Below are 18,823 nucleotides of genomic sequence, written 5' to 3'. Positions count from 1 at the left end.
CATGACCAAACGCGTTCTCGGCACCGCCTTCATCGGGTTGCTCTGCTTCCTGCTCTGGCTGACCTACGCCTTCTACGCGAAGGTGTTCACCGACACGGTGACGGTCGAGCTGAAGACCAGCCACATCGGCCTGCAGCTGAACCGGCACGCGGACGTGAAGCTGCGCGGCATCATCGTCGGCGAGGTGAAGAAGGTCTCCACCGACGGTGACGAGGCGACGGTCGAGCTGGCCCTCAAGCCGGACCAGGTCAGCGAGATCTCCAGCCAGGTCAGCGCGCGGATCCTGCCGAAGACGCTGTTCGGCGAGAAGTACGTCGCGCTGGTGCCACCGCAGGGCAGCGAGGGCCGGGCGATCCGGGCCGGCGACGTGATCTCGCGGGACAAGACCGCGGTCGGCATCGAGATCGAGAAGGTGCTGAACGACGCGTTGCCGCTGCTGCAGGCGGTCGACCCGGCCGATCTGAACGCGACGCTGAACACCCTGGCGACCGCGCTGGAGGGCCGCGGCACGGAGATCGCCAAGACCCTCACCCAGCTCGACGGGTATCTGAAGAAGCTGAACCCGAACGTGCCGAACCTGATCGCCGCGCTGACCAAGCTCACCCAGGTCTCGCAGATCTACGGCGATGTGACACCCGACCTCGTCCGGGCCTTGCGCAACCTGACCATCACCGGCAACACGGTGGTGGAGAAGGAGCAGCAGCTGCAGAAGTTCTTCACCGACGTCCAGGCGCTGTCGACGACCGGCGACGGGTTCCTCCGGGAGAACGAGGACCGGGTGATCCGCCTCGGCGAGGTGAGCCGGCCGGTGCTGGACCTGCTCGAGCGGTACTCACCGGAGTTCCCGTGCTTCCTCAAGGTGATGACCGACACCGCGCCGGTGCTGAACGACACCTTCCGCGACGGGGCGCTGCACATCAACCTGGAGCTGATCACCAACCAGCCCACGCCGTACCAGCCGAACGAGTTGCCGGCGTACAAGGATCACCGCGGGCCGACGTGTGTGGGCCGGAACTACAGCGTGCCGGGCGAGAAGCCCGGGCCGTACACCCAGGAGAACCCGGCGCCGTACGTGACCGGTGACGACGGCGTGATCGGCGACCACAACAAGACCACCCGCTTCCCGCTGAACCTGACGCTGAACCGGGCGGCCCCCGGCTTCGCGATGGACAACGGCGGCGCCGGTACGCCGGCCGAGCAGAAGGTGATCGACTCCTTCGCCGGCCCGGTCCTCGGGATGCCGGCCGACGACGTACCGGATCTGACCACCCTGATGATCGGCCCCCTCGTCCGCGGCGGGCAGGTGAACCTGAAATGAAGCTCTTCGACAAGAAGACGTCGTTCGACACCGTGCGGCTCGGGATCTTCGTGGTCGTCACGACGATCGCGACCGCCTTGCTGGCCGTCACGATCGGCAACATCAGCTTCAACGCGACCACGAAGTACCGGGCCGTGTTCACGGACGTGGTCGGGCTGAACAAGGGTGACGACATCCGGATCGCGGGTGTGCGGGTCGGTCAGGTCGACAAGATCGCGATCTACCAGGACAAGTACGCGATGGTGACCTTCAGCGTCGACTCCGACCAGTCGGTCGACACCACTACCCGGGCGACCCTGCGGTACCGCAACCTCGTCGGCAACCGCTACATCGCGCTCACCGAGGGCGTCGGCGGCGGCACCCGGATGAAGAAGAACGGGATCATCGACAAGGACCGGACCGCGCCGGCGCTGGACCTGTCGGTGCTGTTCAACGGGTTCAAGCCGCTGTTCACCGCGCTCACCCCGGCCGACGTGAACCAGTTCGCCTTCGAGGTGATCAAGGTGCTGCAGGGCGAGGGCGGCACGATCGAGAGCCTGCTCGCCCGGACCGCCTCGCTCACCAGCACGCTGGCCGACTCCGACCAGGTGATCGGCGACCTGATCACCAACCTGACCTCGACCCTGCAGATCGTCTCGCAGCGGCAGCAGAACTTCTCCCAGCTGCTCGTCAACCTGCAGCAGTTCATCACCGGGCTGAGCCAGGACATCAACCCGATCCTCGGCTCGCTCGGCTCGATCAACTCGCTGAACACCAAGACGGCCGGCCTCCTGCAGCAGACCCGGGTGCCGTTGAAGGCCGACCTGGACCGGCTCCGGACGGTGTCGACCACGCTGGACGACACCCAGGCGATCTGGGTGAAGACGCTGCAGTTCATGCCCGAGAAGCTGCAGACGATGACGCGGACCGCGCAGTACGGATCCTGGTTCAACTTCTTCCTCTGCGGCTTCGACGGCAACGTCACCCTGCCGCTGGGCACTCGGATCCCGGTGAGCTACGACAACAACTCGGCGAGGTGCGCGAAGTGAAGCCCTTCCGCGAACAGAACCAGGTCACGATCGGCGTGGTCGGGCTGACGATCATCGGGCTGATCATGCTGGCCGCGTTCAAGGCGCAGGACCTGCCGCTGATCGGTGGCGGGACCAAGTACTCCGCGCAGTTCTCCGAGGCCGGCGGGCTGAAGCCGAACGACGAGATCCGGGTCGCCGGCGTCCGGGTCGGGCAGGTCCGCAAGGTCGAACTCGAAGGCACCCACGTCCGGGTCGACTTCGTGGTGGACAAGGGCGTCAAGCTCGGCGACCAGACCGGTGCCGAGATGAAGATCAAGACCCTGCTCGGCCAGAAGTACCTCAAGCTCAACCCCGCGGGCGACGGCCAGCTCAAGGAGGGCACCGAGATCCCGCTGGCCCGGACCATCTCGGCGTACGACGTGGTCGACGCGTTCACCGACCTCGCCAACACCACCGAGCGGATCGACACCGCCCAGCTCGCCAAGGCGCTCGACACGTTGTCCGCGACCTTCAAGAACACTCCTGAGGAGGTCCGTGCCTCGCTGGACGGGCTGTCCCGGTTGTCCCGCAACGTCGCCAAGCGCGATGAGGACCTGAAGAAGCTGCTGCAGCACTCCGACGTCGTCACGAAGATCCTTGCCGACCGCAACCAGCAGCTGATCAAGTTGCTGAAGGACGGCAACACGGTGTTCCAGGCGGTCCAGGCCCGGCGGGCGCTGATCCACGAGTTGCTGGTCTCGACGCAGAAGCTTGCCGCCCAGGTGACCGCGCTGGTCCGGGAGAACCGCAAAGATCTGACCCCGACGCTGCAGAAGGTCAACGCCGTGCTGGCGATCCTGCTGAAGAACCAGAACGCTCTGGACGCCAGCATCAGAGGACTCGCGCCGTACGCCCGGGTGTTCACGAACACGCTCGGCACCGGGCCGTGGTTCGACACGTATGTGCAGAACCTGGTGCCCGTGCCCGAGATCCCGCTGCCGAAGGTGCCCATCCCCGGCCTGCCGATCCTGGGAGGTGGCCGATGACGAAGGTCGCCGGTTTCTCCCGGCTGGTCGCGATGGGCGTCGTGCTGGTGGTGGTCGCCGTCAGCGCGATCGCGCTCTGGCCGCACCCGAAGCGGGTCAGCGCGACGGCGTACTTCCCACGTGCGGTCAGCGTCTACCCGGGCTCCGACGTCCGGATCCTCGGCATCAAGGTCGGCGAGGTCGAGAGCGTCACCCCGGCCGGCCGTTCGGTCCGGGTGAAGTTCTGGTGGGAGGCCAAGCACAAGGTCCCGGCCGACGCGAAGGCCGTGATCGCGTCACCGTCGATCGTTGCCGACCGCTACATCCAGCTGACTCCGGCGTACTCCAAAGGCGCGGTGATGGCCGACGGCGCGCAGATCCCGCTGGAGCGCACCGCCGTACCGCTGGAACTGGACCAGATCTACCAGAGCCTGAACGACCTGTCCGTCGCGCTCGGGCCGAAGGGCGCCAACGACCAGGGCGCGCTGTCGCGCCTGCTCGACGTCTCCGCGGCGAACCTGAACGGCCAGGGCGCCAAGCTGAACCAGACCATCACCGACGTCTCGACGCTGACCCAGACGCTGGCCGGGAACTCCAAGAGCCTGTTCAGCACGGTCCGGCAGTTGCAGACCTTCGTCTCCGCGCTGGCCGCGAACGACACCCTGGTGAAGCAGTTCAACACCAACTTCGCCGCCACCTCGACCACGCTGGCCGGTGAGCGCAAGGACCTCGGCGCGGCGCTGTCCACCCTGGCGACGGCGCTCGGCGAGGTCGCTTCGTTCGTGAAGGACAACCGGGCGTTGCTCAAGACCACGATCTCCGGTGCCACCGACATCTCCCAGATCCTGGTCAAGGAGAAGGCGGCGCTGGCCGAGATCATCGACACCGCGCCGCTCGGCCTGGGCAACCTGGCCCGCGTCTACAACCCGCAGTTCGGCACCCTGGACCAGCGGATCAATCTGGCCCAGTTGGACGACCCGGCCTCCTTCATCTGCTCGATCCTGCTCCAGGCGAACCAGCCGCTGTCCACCTGCTCGGCCTTGAAGGGGATCATCGACCTGCTGCCGAAGCTGCCACTGCTCGGCTCGATCACCGGCTCCGGCGGCCCGGCCGGTACGCCGTGGGCGCCACCGCCACCGAAGAAGCTGCCGAGCCCGGACAACGTCGACGAGACCCTCGGCGGCCTGGTCCCGGGAGGCTCGCGATGAGGCGCCGTACTGCGGTAGTGGCGGGCGTGGTCGCGATGGCGACCCTGCTGACCGGCTGCGACTTCAGCGTCTACTCGCTGCCGTTGCCGGGTGGCGCCAAGATCAAGGGCCCGTCGTACACGGTCACGGTCGAGTTCGCCGATGTCCTGGACCTGGTGCCCAAGTCGTCGGTGAAGGTCGACGACGTCACCGTTGGCACCGTGCAGAAGGTCTGGCTCGACGGCTATGTGGCCAAGGTCAAGATCAAGCTGCCGAAGAGCCTCGACCTGCCGGACAACACGCATGCGACGATTCGCCAGACCAGCCTGCTGGGCGAGAAATTCGTCTCGCTGGCTCCGCCGACCGGGGACGAGAAGCCGCGCGGCAAGCTGGACAACGGCGAGCTGATCCCGCTGTCGCGGACCACCAGCAACGTCGAGGTCGAGGAAGTGCTGTCCGCGCTGTCCCTGCTGCTGAACGGTGGTGGCGTCGCGCAACTGCAGATCATCACCCAGGAGCTGAACAAGGCGCTGACCGGCAACGAGCCGGCCATCAAGAGCGTGCTCACCCAGCTGAACACCTTCGTCGGCACGCTCGACCAGAACAAGCAGAAGATCGTCACCGCGATCACCGCGGTCGACGCGCTGGCCAAGAAGCTGAACGCGCAGAAGACGACGCTGGCGACCGCGATCGACTCGCTGCCGAAGTCGATCGCCACGCTGGACAAGCAGCGCGCCGCCTTGGTCAAGACGCTGCAGGCACTGAGCAAACTGGGCAGCACGGCCACCCGGGTGATCACGGCCTCGCAGAAGGACCTGGTCGCCAACCTTCAGTCGCTCTACCCGGTGCTGACCAAGCTGGCCGAGGCGGGGGAGAACCTGCCGAAGTCGCTCGAGCTGCTGCTCACCTATCCGTTCCCGGACGGCGCCGCGAAGGCGGTCAAGGGTGACTTCACCAACCTGAACATCACCCTCGACGTGAACACCCAGAAGGCGCTCAAGGGCCTGCTCGGCCTCAACCTGCCCACCACGGGTCTCACGCTGCCCACAGTGGGGCTCAGCCTGCCGGTGCACAACTCGCCGCAGTTCCCGACGGGTAAGGGCACGGGTGGACTTCCCCCGCTGCCGCTGCCGACCGGGACGGCGACCAGTTGCATCACGCTGCTCGGACTGCCGGTCTGTACGCCGACGCTGAACCGGCCGGCCTTCGATCCCGAGCTGGCCAAGGTCCTGATGCCGGGGGTGGCCAAGTGATCACCAGAGGCGTCCGGATCCAGCTGATGGTGTTCCTGCTGATCACCGTCGTCGGTGTCGCCTTCGTCGGCGCCAAGTACGCGCAGGTCGACCGGCTGTTCTTCGACGACAGCTACACGGTCAGCGCCAGCTTCGCCGAGTCCGGTGGCATCTTCACCGGTGCCGAGGTGACGTACCGCGGCCAGCCGGTCGGCCGGGTCGGTCAGCTGAAGCTGCTGTCGGACGGCGTCGAGGTCGACCTCGACATCAACAACAAGACGAAGATCCCGAACGACCTGCTCGCCGTGGTGGCGAACCGGTCCGCGATCGGCGAGCAGTACGTCGATCTGCAGCCGCGGCGCGAGGGTTCGCCGTACCTGCAGGACCACTCCGAGATCGCCCGGGCCGACACGGCGCTGCCGATCGACACCACCGAGCTGCTGCTCAACCTCGACCAGCTGGTGAACTCCGTCGACAAGAACAGCCTGAAGACGACGATCAAGGAGCTCGGCGACGCGCTGCGGGGTAAGGGCAGTGACCTGCAGAAGATCATCGACAGCTCCGGGCTGCTGATCAACGACGCCGACGCGAACATCCTGCAGACGATCAAGCTGATCAACGACGGCAACACCGTGCTCGCGACCCAGGTGGCCAGCGGTGACGCGATCAAGACCTGGGCGAAGAACCTGGCGCTGCTCTCGGACACGCTGGTCAGCTCCGACGCCAACCTGCGCAAGGTGATCGACCAGGGCTCGGGTGCCTCCGAGCAGCTGACAGCGCTCATCTCCGAGAACCGCGGCGACATCGCCGTACTGCTCGGGAACCTGCTGACCACGAGCGAGATGACGGCCGTCCGGCTCGACGCGGTCGAGCAGTTGATGGTGGTCTACCCGGCCGTGGCGATGGGCGGATACGTCGTACCGGGCAAGGACGAGGGGACCGGGCACTACGACGCCCACTTCGGGCTGGTGCTCGGGTTCAGTCCGCCCGCTTGCCGGGCCGGTTACGGCGGCACCGACTGGCGGGTTCCGCAGGACACCACCAGCAAGGCCGCGAACACCAAGGCCGGCTGTACTGCGTCGCCGGGCTCGGGGATCAACGTCCGCGGCTCGCAGAACAAGCCGTCGCCGTCGTCGCGCAATCTCAACCGCACTGGGTACGGCATCGGCTACGACCCGGCGACCGGGGATGCCGGTGGCGCCGCCGGGATGCCGGAGCTGGTCCTCGGCTCCACCGGCGGTCAGGCGGACCTGCTGGGTGCCGATTCCTGGAAGGCTCTTATCCTCGGTCCGGTGAGCGGAAAGTGATCTCTTCTACCTCCCGGCGCGGTCCGGTGATGCTGGCCTGGGCGCTCAGCGTCCTGCTGGTGGTCGCGCTCGGCGCGGCCGTCCTGTCCGGCGTGGCGCTGAGCCGTCAGCACGCTCGCGACAGTGAGCGGACCAGTGCAATGCAGGCCGCGCGGCAGTTGACGCTCGACTTCACGACGTACAAGTACAGCTCCTGGGACGCGGACGCGCAGCGCGTGCTGGACGGCTCGACCGGGCAGTTCAAGGAGGAGTTCGCGGCCGGTGCGAACCAGGTGAAGACCGAGGTGGTGACGAACCAGGCGACCTCGACCGGCGAAGTGGTGGAGGCAGCGGTGGTGTCGAACGACAAGGACTCGGCCCAGGTGCTGGTGATCGCGAACGCGGTCGTCACCAACACGGCCGCCAAGGACGGCGTCCAGCGCCGCTACCGGATCAAGCTCGACATGGTCCGGGAGAAGAACCGCTGGCTGACCGCCGACTTCCAGGTCGTGGGCTGATGACCGATCGTCCGAGGAACCGCCCCCGCATCGCCGGCCAACGCCGTACCGGCGAGCCCCGTACTGCGGGCGCCACGCAGCTCCCCGTGGTCGACGACCTCGCGCCGGAAGCGCCGGAGGTCGCCGCGCCGGAAGCTCCGGAAGGGGCCGTTTCGGACGTGGTAAGCGACACGATTGAAACGCCTGAAAGCGGGGTAGTCGCCGACTCCGACAGCGAACCGCCGGTGACTGTCAGTGACAGCGAAGCCCCCGAAGAGACCGGTACGGCGAAGCGGCCGCTCGGTGCGGTGCTGTCCGCGCTGCTGGCCGTCGTGATCGTGCTGGTGCTCGCCGTGGCGGGGATCGTCGGGGTGAAGGCGCTCAAGGCCAAGCAGGCCGAGGACGCGCGCGGCCAGGCGGCAGCGGCGGGCCGGAAGGCCGCCGAGGTGGCCCTGAGCTACGACTACCGCTCGTTGGACAAGAGTTTCGCGGCGGCCCGGGCGACGATGACCCCGGATTTCGCGACCAAGTTCGACGCCACCGCGAAGGTGGCCGGCGAGCTGGCGACCAAGACCAAGGCGACCGTGCGGGCCGAGGTGCGCGAGGTCGGCGTACGCGACGGGGACGCCGACCGGGTGACGCTGGTGATCTTCGTGAACCAGACCACCACCAGCACGATCACGCAGGGTAAGCCCCGGGTGGACCTGAACCGGACCCGATTCACGATGGTCCGAAACGGGCACCAATGGCTGGTCCAGGAGATCGCCGGACTGTAGTCTCTTGCTGACTCCGGAGAGGTCGTGCCGGGCGGCTCGCGGGTGGATCTACCCGCTGGAGAACCCGGGTCGATCCTTGACGGAGTGGGTGGTCCGAAGGCATAGTATCGGACCCCATTGGACAGGCTTGCCCTGATCGGGTAGCCTATTGCTTTGCGCTGCCTTTAACCCCACCCTGGCTCGGGCCAAAACTTGACTAGGGCGGTTCGGCGTGCGCTCCCAGCACCGAAGTGATTTCTGCGAGCCCGTGGAAGGACGCCCCTTGGTCGCCTCGCGCAACCCCCAGTCCGACAGTATTACCGACGTTTCCGGCTCCCGCCGCATCTCCTTCGCAAAGATCTCCGAGCCTCTCGAGGTTCCGGATCTGCTTGCGCTGCAGGTGGACAGTTTCGACTGGCTGGTCGGGAACGAAACCTGGCAGGCCCGGGTGGCCGCCGCCGAGGCGGAGGGTCGAACCGACCTCTCCTCCCCGTCCGGCCTGGAGGAGATCTTCGAAGAGATCTCCCCGATCGAGGACTTCAGCGGCACCATGTCGCTGTCGTTCCGCGATCACCGGTTCGAGCCCCCGAAGAACACGGTCGACGAGTGCAAGGAACGTGACGTCACCTATTCGGCGCCGCTGTTCGTCACCGCCGAGTTCATGAACAACGAGACCGGCGAGATCAAGAGCCAGACCGTCTTCATGGGTGACTTCCCGTTGATGACGCGCAAGGGCACGTTCGTGATCAACGGCACCGAGCGTGTCGTCGTGTCCCAGCTGGTCCGCTCGCCCGGTGTGTACTTCGAGCGCACGCCGGACAAGACGTCGGACAAGGACATCTTCACCGCCAAGATCATCCCGTCGCGCGGTGCGTGGCTGGAGTTCGAGGTCGACAAGCGCGACATGGTGGGCGTGCGGCTGGACCGCAAGCGCAAGCAGAACGTCACCGTGCTGCTCAAGGCGCTCGGCTGGACCGACGCGCAGATTCTCGAGGAGTTCGGCGAGTACGAGTCGATCCGGCTCACCCTGGAGAAGGACCACACCTCCGGGCAGGACGACGCGCTGCTCGACATCTACCGCAAGCTGCGCCCCGGCGAACCGCCGACGCGCGAGGCTGCCCAGGCGTTGCTGGACAACTACTACTTCAACGGCAAGCGCTACGACCTGGCCAAGGTCGGTCGCTACAAGATCAACAAGAAGCTGGGCCGCGACGAGGCGCACGACACGGCCGTCCTGACGATCAACGACATCGTCGCGACGATCAAGTACCTGGTCGCGCTGCACGAGGGCAAGACCGAGCTGGCCGCGCCGCAGGGCGAGATCGTCGTCGAAGAGGACGACATCGACCACTTCGGCAACCGCCGGCTGCGTACCGTCGGTGAACTGATCCAGAACCAGCTGCGCACCGGCCTGGCCCGGATGGAGCGCGTGGTCCGGGAGCGGATGACGACCCAGGACGTCGAGGCGATCACGCCGCAGACCCTGATCAACATCCGTCCGGTGGTGGCGGCGCTGAAGGAGTTCTTCGGCACCTCCCAGCTGTCGCAGTTCATGGACCAGACCAACCCGATCGCGGGACTCACCCACAAGCGCCGCCTGTCGGCCCTTGGCCCGGGTGGTCTGAGCCGCGAGCGGGCCGGCTTCGAGGTCCGCGACGTGCACCCGTCCCACTACGGCCGGATGTGCCCGATCGAGACCCCGGAAGGCCCGAACATCGGTCTGATCGGCTCGCTCGCGACGTACGGCCGGGTGAACCCGTTCGGCTTCGTCGAGACGCCGTACCGCAAGGTCGTCGACGGCCGGGTCACCGACCAGGTCGACTACCTGACCGCGGACGAGGAGGACCGGTTCGTCATCGCGCAGGCCAACGCGGCGCTGACCCCGGACAACGTGTTCGCCGAGGACCGGGTGCTGGTCCGCCGGCGCCACGGTGAGGTCGAGCTCGTGCTGGTCGACGACGTGGACTACATGGACGTGAGCCCGCGCCAGATGGTGTCGGTCGCGACCGCGATGATCCCGTTCCTCGAGCACGACGACGCCAACCGCGCCCTGATGGGCTCCAACATGCAGCGCCAGGCCGTTCCGCTGATCACCGCGGACGCCCCCCTGGTCGGTACCGGCATGGAGTTCCGCGGTGCGGTCGACGCCGGTGACGTGCTGGTGTCGGAGAAGGGCGGTGTGATCAAGGAGGTCTCGGCCGACCTGATCGAGGTCGCCGCCGACGACGGCACCTACCAGACCTACCGGCTGGCCAAGTTCCGCCGCTCGAACCAGGGCACCTGCATCAACCAGCGTCCGCTGGTCGACGCCGGTCAGCGGGTCGAGGTCGGTACGCCGCTGGCGGACGGTCCGTGCACCGACGAGGGCGAGATGGCCCTCGGCCGGAACCTGCTCGTGGCGTTCATGCCGTGGGAAGGGCACAACTACGAGGACGCGATCATCCTCAGCCAGCGCGTCGTCCAGCAGGACCTGCTCACCTCGATCCACATCGAGGAGCACGAGGTCGACGCCCGCGACACCAAGCTCGGTCCGGAGGAGATCACCCGGGACATCCCGAACGTCTCCGACGAGATGCTGGCCGACCTGGACGAGCGCGGCATCATCCGGATCGGCGCGGAGGTCACCACCGGTGACATCCTGGTCGGCAAGGTCACGCCCAAGGGTGAGACCGAGCTGACCCCGGAGGAGCGGCTGCTCCGGGCGATCTTCGGTGAGAAGGCCCGTGAGGTCCGCGACACCTCGCTGAAGGTGCCGCACGGTGAGAACGGAACCGTCATCGGGGTCCGCGTCTTCGACCGCGACAACGGCGACGAGCTGCCGCCGGGCGTGAACCAGCTGGTCCGCGTGTACGTCGCGCAGAAGCGCAAGATCTCCGTCGGTGACAAGCTCGCCGGACGCCACGGCAACAAGGGCGTCATCTCGAAGATCCTGCCGGTCGAGGACATGCCGTTCATGGAGGACGGCACCCAGGTCGACATCATCTTGAACCCGCTGGGCGTGCCCGGCCGGATGAACGTCGGCCAGGTGCTCGAGACGCACCTCGGCTGGGTGGCCAGCCGCGGCTGGAAGGTCGACCCGGACAGCACCGAAGAGTGGGCCCAGCGACTGATCAAGATCGGTGCCGGCGAAGCCGCCCCGTTCACGAACGTCGCCACCCCGGTCTTCGACGGCGCGCGGGAGGAAGAGGTCACCGGACTGCTCGGCTCGACCCTGCCGAACCGCGACGGCGACCGGATGGTCGACAGCACCGGCAAGGCCAACCTGTTCGACGGCCGCTCGGGTGAGCCTTTCCCGCAGCCGGTCGGCGTCGGCTACATGTACATGCTGAAGCTGCACCACCTGGTGGACGACAAGATCCACGCCCGCTCGACCGGTCCGTACTCGATGATCACGCAGCAGCCGCTGGGTGGTAAGGCGCAGTTCGGTGGTCAGCGGTTCGGCGAGATGGAGGTGTGGGCCCTGGAGGCCTACGGTGCCGCCTTCGCGCTGCAGGAGTTGCTGACGATCAAGTCGGACGATGTGGTCGGTCGCGTCAAGGTCTACGAAGCGATCGTCAAGGGCGAGAACATCCCGGAGCCGGGTATCCCGGAGTCCTTCAAGGTTCTGGTCAAGGAAATGCAGTCCCTGTGTCTGAATGTCGAGGTCCTCTCGTCCGACGGAAGCCGGGTCGAGATGCGCGACAGCGAAGAGGACGTCTTCCGCGCTGCGGAAGAACTGGGAATCGACCTGTCCCGGCGTGAGCCGAACAGCGTCGAGGAGGTCTGAGCGGGTTGCCGCTTGAGATCAACAGCCAACTCACTCAGACCATCTTTACAATCGGGAGATAACACATCGTGCTCGACGTGAACTTCTTCGACGAGCTTCGGATCGGCCTGGCGACTGCGGATGAGATCCGCCAGTGGTCGCACGGCGAGGTCAAGAAGCCCGAGACGATCAACTACCGGACGCTCAAGCCCGAGCGTGACGGTCTGTTCTGCGAGAAGATCTTCGGTCCCACCCGGGACTGGGAGTGCTACTGCGGTAAGTACAAGCGCGTTCGCTTCAAGGGCATCATCTGCGAGCGGTGTGGCGTCGAGGTCACCCGCTCCAAGGTGCGCCGCGAGCGGATGGGCCACATCGAGCTGGCCGCGCCGGTCACCCACATCTGGTACTTCAAGGGTGTCCCGTCGCGACTCGGCTACCTGCTCGACCTCGCCCCGAAGGACCTCGAGAAGGTCATCTACTTCGCGGCGTACATGATCACCGACGTCGACGAAGAGGCTCGCCACCGCGACCTCTCGTCGTTGGAGGGCCGGACCGATGTCGAGCGCAAGCAGCTCGAGGGCCGGCGCGACAACGACATCGAGACCCGGATGAAGAAGCTCGAGGAGGACCTCGCCCAGCTCGAGGCCGAGGGCGCGAAGGCCGACGTTCGCCGCAAGGTGAAGGAAGGCGCCGAGCGTGAGGTCAAGCAGCTGCGCGACCGTGCGCAGCGCGAGATCGACCGCCTCGACGAGGTCTGGAGCCGGTTCAAGAACCTCAAGGTCCAGGACCTGGAGGGCGACGAGATCCTGTACCGCGCCATGAAGGAGCGGTTCGGCAAGTACTTCGAGGGCGCGATGGGCGCTGCCGCGATCCAGCGGCGCCTGGAGACCTTCGACCTCAAGGCCGAGGCGGACAGCCTGCGCGAGACGATCAAGACCGGTAAGGGCCAGCGCAAGACCCGCGCCCTGAAGCGGCTCAAGGTCGTCACCGCGTTCCTGGCCACCAACAACAGCCCGATGGGCATGGTGCTCGACTGCGTTCCGGTGATCCCGCCGGACCTGCGGCCGATGGTCCAGCTCGACGGTGGCCGGTTCGCCACCTCCGACCTGAACGACCTGTACCGCCGGGTGATCAACCGGAACAACCGGCTCAAGCGGCTGCTCGACCTGGGCGCGCCCGAGATCATCGTCAACAACGAGAAGCGGATGCTGCAGGAGGCCGTCGACGCACTGTTCGACAACGGCCGCCGTGGGCGTCCGGTCACCGGCCCGGGCAACCGGCCGCTGAAGTCGCTGTCCGACATGCTCAAGGGCAAGCAGGGCCGGTTCCGTCAGAACCTGCTCGGCAAGCGCGTCGACTACTCCGGCCGTTCGGTCATCGTGGTCGGCCCGCAGCTCAAGCTGCACCAGTGCGGTCTGCCGAAGGCGATGGCGCTGGAGCTGTTCAAGCCGTTCGTGATGAAGCGGCTGGTCGACCTCAACCACGCGCAGAACATCAAGTCCGCCAAGCGGATGGTCGAGCGTCAGCGCGCCCAGGTCTGGGACGTGCTGGAAGAGGTCATCACCGAGCACCCGGTCCTGCTCAACCGTGCACCAACCCTGCACCGGCTGGGCATCCAGGCGTTCGAGCCGCAGCTGATCGAGGGCAAGGCGATCCAGATCCACCCGCTCGTCTGCTCCGCGTTCAACGCGGACTTCGACGGTGACCAGATGGCGGTGCACCTGCCGCTGTCGGCCGAGGCGCAGGCCGAGGCCCGGATCCTGATGCTGTCGACGAACAACATCCTGAAGCCTGCTGACGGCCGTCCGGTCACGATGCCGACCCAGGACATGATCATCGGCATCTACTTCCTGACGATGCTGAAGGAAGGTGCTCTCGGTGAGGGCCGCGCCTTCAGCTCGCTGGCCGAGGCGCTGATGGCCTTCGACCGCAAGGAACTGTCCCTGCAGGCGAAGATCACGCTGCGGCTGACCGAAGCCGGCGCGCCGGCCGGGTCGACCGAGCGGCCGGACGGCGGGTTCTCGCTGGAGACGACGCTGGGTCGCGCCCTGTTCAACGAGGCGCTGCCGAGCGACTACACCTTCGTGGACGCCGAGGTCGGCAAGAAGCAGCTGGGCTCGATCGTCAACGACCTGGCCGAGCGCTACTCCAAGGTCCAGGTGGCGAACTGCCTGGACGCGCTGAAGGACCTCGGTTTCCGCTGGGCCACCCGTTCGGGTGTCACGGTGTCGATCGACGACTTCAGCACGCCGCCGAGCAAGCCCGAGATCATGGCTCGCTACGAGTCGCAGGCCGAGAAGGTCCAGAAGCAGTTCGAGCGTGGTCTGATCACCGCGTCCGAGCGGCGGCAGGAACTGATCGAGATCTGGACCGGGGCGAACGCCGAGGTCGGTAAGGCCATGGAGGAGAACTTCGAGAAGGCCAACCCGATCTGGATGATGGTCCACTCGGGTGCCCGAGGCAACATGATGCAGATCCGGCAGATCGCCGGTATGCGTGGCCTGGTGGCCAACCCGAAGGGCGAGATCATCGCCCGTCCGATCAAGGCCAACTTCCGTGAGGGCCTGTCGGTGGTCGAGTACTTCATCGCCACCCACGGTGCTCGTAAGGGTCTTGCCGACACCGCGCTGCGGACCGCCGACTCCGGGTACCTGACCCGTCGTCTGGTGGACGTCTCGCAGGACGTCATCATCCGCGAGGAGGACTGCGGCACCGAGCGCGGTCTGCCCAAGCAGATCGGCCAGCAGGGTCCGGACGGCAAGGTCGTGCACGCCGAGAACGTGGAGACCAGCGCGTACGCGCGGACTCTGGCGACCGACGTGTCCGACGCCAAGGGCAACGTGGTGCTGACCGCGGGCAGCGACCTGGGCGACGTGTCCATCGCCGCCCTGGTCGAGGCCGGGATCGAGACCGTCAAGGTCCGCTCCGTGCTGACCTGTGACGCCAAGACCGGTACCTGCGCCAAGTGCTACGGCCGTTCGCTGGCGACCGGTAAGCCGGTCGACATCGGTGAGGCCGTCGGCATCATCGCGGCGCAGTCCATCGGTGAGCCGGGTACGCAGCTGACCATGCGTACCTTCCACACCGGTGGTGTCGCGGGTGATGACATCACCCACGGTCTGCCGCGTGTGGTCGAGCTCTTCGAGGCTCGCCAGCCCAAGGGCAAGGCGCCGATCGCCGAGGCCGCGGGCCGGATCTCGATCGAGGACACCGACAAGACCCGGAAGCTGGTGCTCACCCCGGACGACGGTTCCGAGGAGGTCGCCTACCCGGTGTCGAAGCGTGGCCGCCTGCTGATCGAAGAGGGTCAGCACGTCGAGGTCGGTCAGCAGCTGACGCAGGGTACGCCGGACCCGCAGGAGGTACTGCGGATCCTGGGTGTGCGCAAGGCGCAGGAGCACCTGGTGGACGAGGTCCAGGAGGTGTACCGGTCGCAGGGTGTGGCCATCCACGACAAGCACATCGAGATCATCGTCCGGCAGATGCTGCGCCGGGTCACGGTGATCGAGTCCGGCGAGGCGAACCTGCTGCCGGGCGAGCTGGCGGACCGCCTGATGTTCGAGGCGGAGAACCGCCGGGTGGTGGCCGAGGGCGGTACGCCGGCCTCCGGTCGCCCGGTGCTGATGGGTATCACCAAGGCGTCGCTCGCGACCGAGTCGTGGCTGTCGGCCGCCTCCTTCCAGGAGACGACCCGGGTCCTGACCGAGGCCGCGATCCACGGCAAGTCCGACTCGCTGGTCGGTCTGAAGGAGAACGTCATCATCGGAAAGCTGATCCCGGCGGGTACCGGCATGGACCGTTACCGCAACATCCGGGTGGAGCCCACCGAGGAGGCGAAGGCCGCGATGTACTCGATGGTCGGCTACGAGTCGTACGACTACGACTTCGGCCCGTCCACCGGTCAGTCGGTCCCGCTGGACGACTTCGACCTCGGTTCCTACCAGAACTGAGCGCGGTCCGTACTACGCCCGAGGGCGGCACCCGGCAGGGTGCCGCCCTCGCGGCTTTTCCCACCCCGGCAGGCCTCGCCTGCCCACTCCGGTAACCAGCCGGCGCGGACGCGTGTCGCCGGCGATCGGAATGGTTGTTGCCTAGGGCAAATTCGGCGGGTGGGCCCGGATCGCCTGCCCTGCTGGGGTTGTGACGCACGGGGCAGGTGTGACACGCCGAGGGTGGTCGGGTGGCTGCAGAGTGTCGCGAGGGGTCGGCGTGGAAGTGTCGGCGGGATGCGCGAGAATGGCTTGAAATACTGAGAAAGTAGGCCGCACATGCCGGATCTCGCGCCCTACCTGCGACCGTTCGTACTGGACGTCGAGGAGGTGGCGGGACAGCGCGTCGACCGCGTCGGCGAGCTGGACTTCTACCGTCCCGCGAGTACGGCGCGGACGGGCGCGATCCTGTTGATCCACGGGGGTCCAGGGCCCACCGACCTGACCGCCTCGCCGCGCGACTGGCCGGTGTACCAGGGCTATGCGACGGCGATCGCTCAGCGCGGCCTGGTGGCCGTCGTGGTCGACCACAGCCTCATTCGTGGACTCGACCAGCTGAGCGCCGCTGCCGACGACGTGGAGGCCGCTGTCGGCCTGCTGCGGGCCGATCCCCAGGTGGACCCGGAGCGCGTGCTGCTCTGGTTCTTCTCCGGTGCCGGCCTGCTGGCAGGGGAGTGGCTGGACAGCCGCCCCGACTGGCTGCGTGGCATCGCTTTGAGCTATCCCCGCCTCGCCACCCCGCCCGGTGTCGACGAACTGGTCTCCGCCGCCGAGGTCATCGGCAAAGACAAGAATGTGCCGGTGCTGCTGACGAGGGTCGGCCGCGAGCGCGACGAGCTCGCTGGTCCGGTGGCGGAGTTCGTCTCCGCCGGTGGCGCCGCGCTGGACATCATCGACGTACCGAAAGGGCAACACGGCTTCGACATGCTCGACCACACCGACGAATCCCGCGCCGCGGTGACCAAGGCCCTCGACTGGGCCATCGCCCACCTGGGCGAAGACCCCACCGGCCAACTCCCCATCCCGACCCCCACCCCAGCCGTCACCATCCCCGCTGCCACACCTGCGCGGACCGCCGTCGCCGCGACAACTCCACGCACCGGACGAACGGTTGCCTCCACCGACTCCGCGGAGCCGGCGGCTGGATCTTCCGCCGTTCGGGCGACGAAGGAGCCCAAGTCGTCGGCGACGGAGGAGCTGAAAGTGAGCCCGCCGCAGGCGGATACTCCGGCAGCCCGTGTTGTCGGGCGCGAGCACTCGGCGTACGAAGCGCATGATCTGGAAGCGTTTCTGGCGATGTACTCACCCACCGCGCAGCTCCAGACGGCCGACGGTTCCGTACTCCGTGGTCGCCGGTCGCTGCGGGAGTACTACCGGCCCCGGTTCGAGGCCGGCCAGTGCAAGACCGAGCTGGTCCACCGGATGACCCAGGGGGAGTGGGTCGTCGACCAGGCGATCGTCCACGACCCCGACCAGGGCCCGGTGCCGACGATCAGCTTCTACCGTGTCCAGGAAGGGCTCATCACCGAGGTCCGCATCCTCGGCTGACACGTCGCGGATTGTTGCCCCGGCGCGCAGATCGGCCGGGGCAACAGTCGTGTTCAGGCGGGAAATGCGCCGCGCGAGCCGCCGATGCCAGGGTTACGGCGAACACCCTGTAAACTGGTCTAGCGGCTGCGCCTCAACGCCGTACGGCCTTCTGTTTTGACCGTGCATGAGGCAGCCGCTAGTCTTAACGATCGTGCCCGGGTCATCCTGGGCCGTCATGCGTGCCCCTCGTACTTTTCGGGTCAGCGCGTGGCACGGGACTTCTGCCGACAGTCAGAAAGTTTATGACTCCGGCGTGTCCGTGCCCTCGCGACACACCCGACCGCGGGGGTCAGGTGCGCAGCAACCGACCGGACGACAGAAAGAGACCTACGCGGTGCCCACCATCCAGCAGTTGGTCCGCAAGGGCCGCCAGGACAAGGTGTCCAAGAACAAGACGCCGGCCCTGAAGGGTTCCCCTCAGCGTCGTGGTGTGTGCACGCGCGTCTACACGACCACCCCGAAGAAGCCGAACTCGGCCCTTCGGAAGGTCGCTCGCGTCCGCCTCACCAGCGGCATCGAGGTCACCGCCTACATCCCGGGCGTCGGCCACAACCTGCAGGAGCACTCGATCGTGCTCGTGCGTGGCGGCCGGGTGAAGGACCTTCCGGGTGTCCGGTACAAGATCATCCGCGGTTCGCTCGACACCCAGGGTGTGAAGAACCGGAAGCAGGCTCGCAGCCGGTACGGCGCGAAGAAGGAGAAGAGCTAATGCCGCGCAAGGGTCCCGCCCCGAAGCGGCCGGTCATCATCGACCCGGTCTACAGTTCGCCGCTGGTCACCCAGTTGATCTCCAAGATCCTGGTGGACGGCAAGAAGCAGATCGCGCAGAGCATCGTCTACACCGCCCTCGAGGGCACCCGGACGAAGACCGGCACCGACCCGGTCATCACGCTCAAGCGCGCCCTGGACAACGTGAAGCCCAGCATCGAGGTGAAGAGCCGCCGCGTCGGTGGTGCCACCTACCAGGTGCCGATCGAGGTCAAGCCCGGTCGCTCGACCACGCTCGCCCTGCGCTGGCTCACGTCCTACTCCCGGGCCCGCCGCGAGAAGACCATGTCCGAGCGCCTGATGAACGAGATCCTGGACGCGTCCAACGGTCTCGGTGCGTCGGTGAAGCGTCGCGAGGACACGCACAAGATGGCCGAAGCCAACAAGGCTTTCGCCCACTACCGCTGGTGATCGCGGGGTCCGGTAGCGGACCCCACCCGAT

13 protein-coding genes are annotated in these 18,823 nt (G+C 66.9%); all 13 read left to right on the top strand.

What is annotated here, in order from left to right:
- Position 1: 1 nt before the first annotated feature.
- The 13 genes from DIZ26_RS19185 to rpsG all read left to right on the top strand — a co-directional run bounded on the left by DIZ26_RS19185 (position 2) and on the right by rpsG (position 18,792).
- On the top strand, positions 2-1,318 hold the full coding sequence (locus DIZ26_RS19185) for an MCE family protein (RefSeq protein WP_112243253.1): 1,317 nt from the start codon (positions 2-4) through the stop codon (positions 1,316-1,318).
- The gene (locus DIZ26_RS19180; protein ID WP_112243251.1) at positions 1,315-2,346 is read left to right on the top strand and encodes an MCE family protein; all 1,032 of its coding nucleotides are present in this window, start codon (positions 1,315-1,317) and stop codon (positions 2,344-2,346) included. Before DIZ26_RS19185 ends, DIZ26_RS19180 begins: the two co-directional genes overlap by 4 nt.
- A complete protein-coding gene (locus tag DIZ26_RS19175; protein WP_112243249.1) occupies positions 2,343-3,353 on the top strand; it encodes an MCE family protein in 1,011 nt (336 codons plus the stop codon). Before DIZ26_RS19180 ends, DIZ26_RS19175 begins: the two co-directional genes overlap by 4 nt.
- The gene (locus DIZ26_RS19170; RefSeq protein WP_112243247.1) at positions 3,350-4,540 is read left to right on the top strand and encodes an MCE family protein; all 1,191 of its coding nucleotides are present in this window, start codon (positions 3,350-3,352) and stop codon (positions 4,538-4,540) included. The genes DIZ26_RS19175 and DIZ26_RS19170 overlap by 4 nt, the downstream gene beginning before the upstream one ends.
- A complete protein-coding gene (locus tag DIZ26_RS19165) occupies positions 4,537-5,772 on the top strand; it encodes an MCE family protein (RefSeq protein WP_112243245.1) in 1,236 nt (411 codons plus the stop codon). Before DIZ26_RS19170 ends, DIZ26_RS19165 begins: the two co-directional genes overlap by 4 nt.
- Positions 5,769-7,058 carry an MCE family protein gene (locus DIZ26_RS19160; RefSeq protein WP_112243243.1) on the top strand — a complete coding sequence of 430 codons (1,290 nt, stop codon included), beginning with the start codon at positions 5,769-5,771 and terminating at the stop codon, positions 7,056-7,058. The genes DIZ26_RS19165 and DIZ26_RS19160 overlap by 4 nt, the downstream gene beginning before the upstream one ends.
- Positions 7,055-7,555, top strand: a complete 501-nt coding sequence (locus DIZ26_RS19155) for a hypothetical protein (protein WP_112243241.1) — start codon at positions 7,055-7,057, stop codon at positions 7,553-7,555. Before DIZ26_RS19160 ends, DIZ26_RS19155 begins: the two co-directional genes overlap by 4 nt.
- A complete protein-coding gene (locus DIZ26_RS19150) occupies positions 7,555-8,310 on the top strand; it encodes a hypothetical protein (protein WP_112243239.1) in 756 nt (251 codons plus the stop codon). The genes DIZ26_RS19155 and DIZ26_RS19150 overlap by 1 nt, the downstream gene beginning before the upstream one ends.
- A gap of 262 nt (positions 8,311-8,572) precedes the next feature.
- Positions 8,573-12,055 (top strand): DNA-directed RNA polymerase subunit beta, encoded by a 3,483-nt coding sequence (rpoB, locus tag DIZ26_RS19145; protein ID WP_112243237.1) that lies wholly within the window; start codon positions 8,573-8,575, stop codon positions 12,053-12,055.
- A 68-nt stretch (positions 12,056-12,123) separates the two neighbouring features.
- A complete protein-coding gene (locus DIZ26_RS19140) occupies positions 12,124-15,984 on the top strand; it encodes a DNA-directed RNA polymerase subunit beta' (RefSeq protein ID WP_112243235.1) in 3,861 nt (1,286 codons plus the stop codon).
- A gap of 318 nt (positions 15,985-16,302) precedes the next feature.
- Positions 16,303-17,571: a nuclear transport factor 2 family protein gene (locus DIZ26_RS19135; protein WP_112243233.1), complete on the top strand. Its 1,269-nt coding sequence runs from the start codon at positions 16,303-16,305 to the stop codon at positions 17,569-17,571.
- Between the two features lie 376 nt (positions 17,572-17,947).
- Positions 17,948-18,322 (top strand): 30S ribosomal protein S12, encoded by a 375-nt coding sequence (gene rpsL / locus DIZ26_RS19130; RefSeq protein ID WP_012923692.1) that lies wholly within the window; start codon positions 17,948-17,950, stop codon positions 18,320-18,322.
- Positions 18,322-18,792, top strand: a complete 471-nt coding sequence (rpsG, locus tag DIZ26_RS19125) for a 30S ribosomal protein S7 (protein WP_112243231.1) — start codon at positions 18,322-18,324, stop codon at positions 18,790-18,792. Before rpsL ends, rpsG begins: the two co-directional genes overlap by 1 nt.
- The last annotated feature ends 31 nt before the right edge of the window (positions 18,793-18,823 follow it).

The sequence above is a fragment of the Kribbella monticola genome, assembly GCF_003261635.1.
Classification (GTDB): Bacteria; Actinomycetota; Actinomycetes; order Propionibacteriales; family Kribbellaceae; genus Kribbella; species Kribbella monticola.
The sequence above is the reverse complement of the archived record's forward strand: the minus strand, read 5'-3'. Positions and strand labels throughout refer to the sequence as shown.

Bases quoted from the DNA above. Each gene is read 5' to 3' on its own strand.
- DIZ26_RS19170 (WP_112243247.1), top strand. From the start codon at position 3,350: ATGACGAAGGTCGCCGGTTTCTCCCGGCTGGTCGCGATGGGCGTCGTG.
- DIZ26_RS19185 (WP_112243253.1), top strand. From the start codon at position 2: ATGACCAAACGCGTTCTCGGCACCGCCTTCATCGGGTTGCTCTGCTTC.
- DIZ26_RS19150 (WP_112243239.1), top strand. From the start codon at position 7,555: ATGACCGATCGTCCGAGGAACCGCCCCCGCATCGCCGGCCAACGCCGT.
- rpsG (WP_112243231.1), top strand. From the start codon at position 18,322: ATGCCGCGCAAGGGTCCCGCCCCGAAGCGGCCGGTCATCATCGACCCG.
- DIZ26_RS19135 (WP_112243233.1), top strand. From the start codon at position 16,303: ATGCCGGATCTCGCGCCCTACCTGCGACCGTTCGTACTGGACGTCGAG.
- DIZ26_RS19180 (WP_112243251.1), top strand. From the start codon at position 1,315: ATGAAGCTCTTCGACAAGAAGACGTCGTTCGACACCGTGCGGCTCGGG.
- DIZ26_RS19165 (WP_112243245.1), top strand. From the start codon at position 4,537: ATGAGGCGCCGTACTGCGGTAGTGGCGGGCGTGGTCGCGATGGCGACC.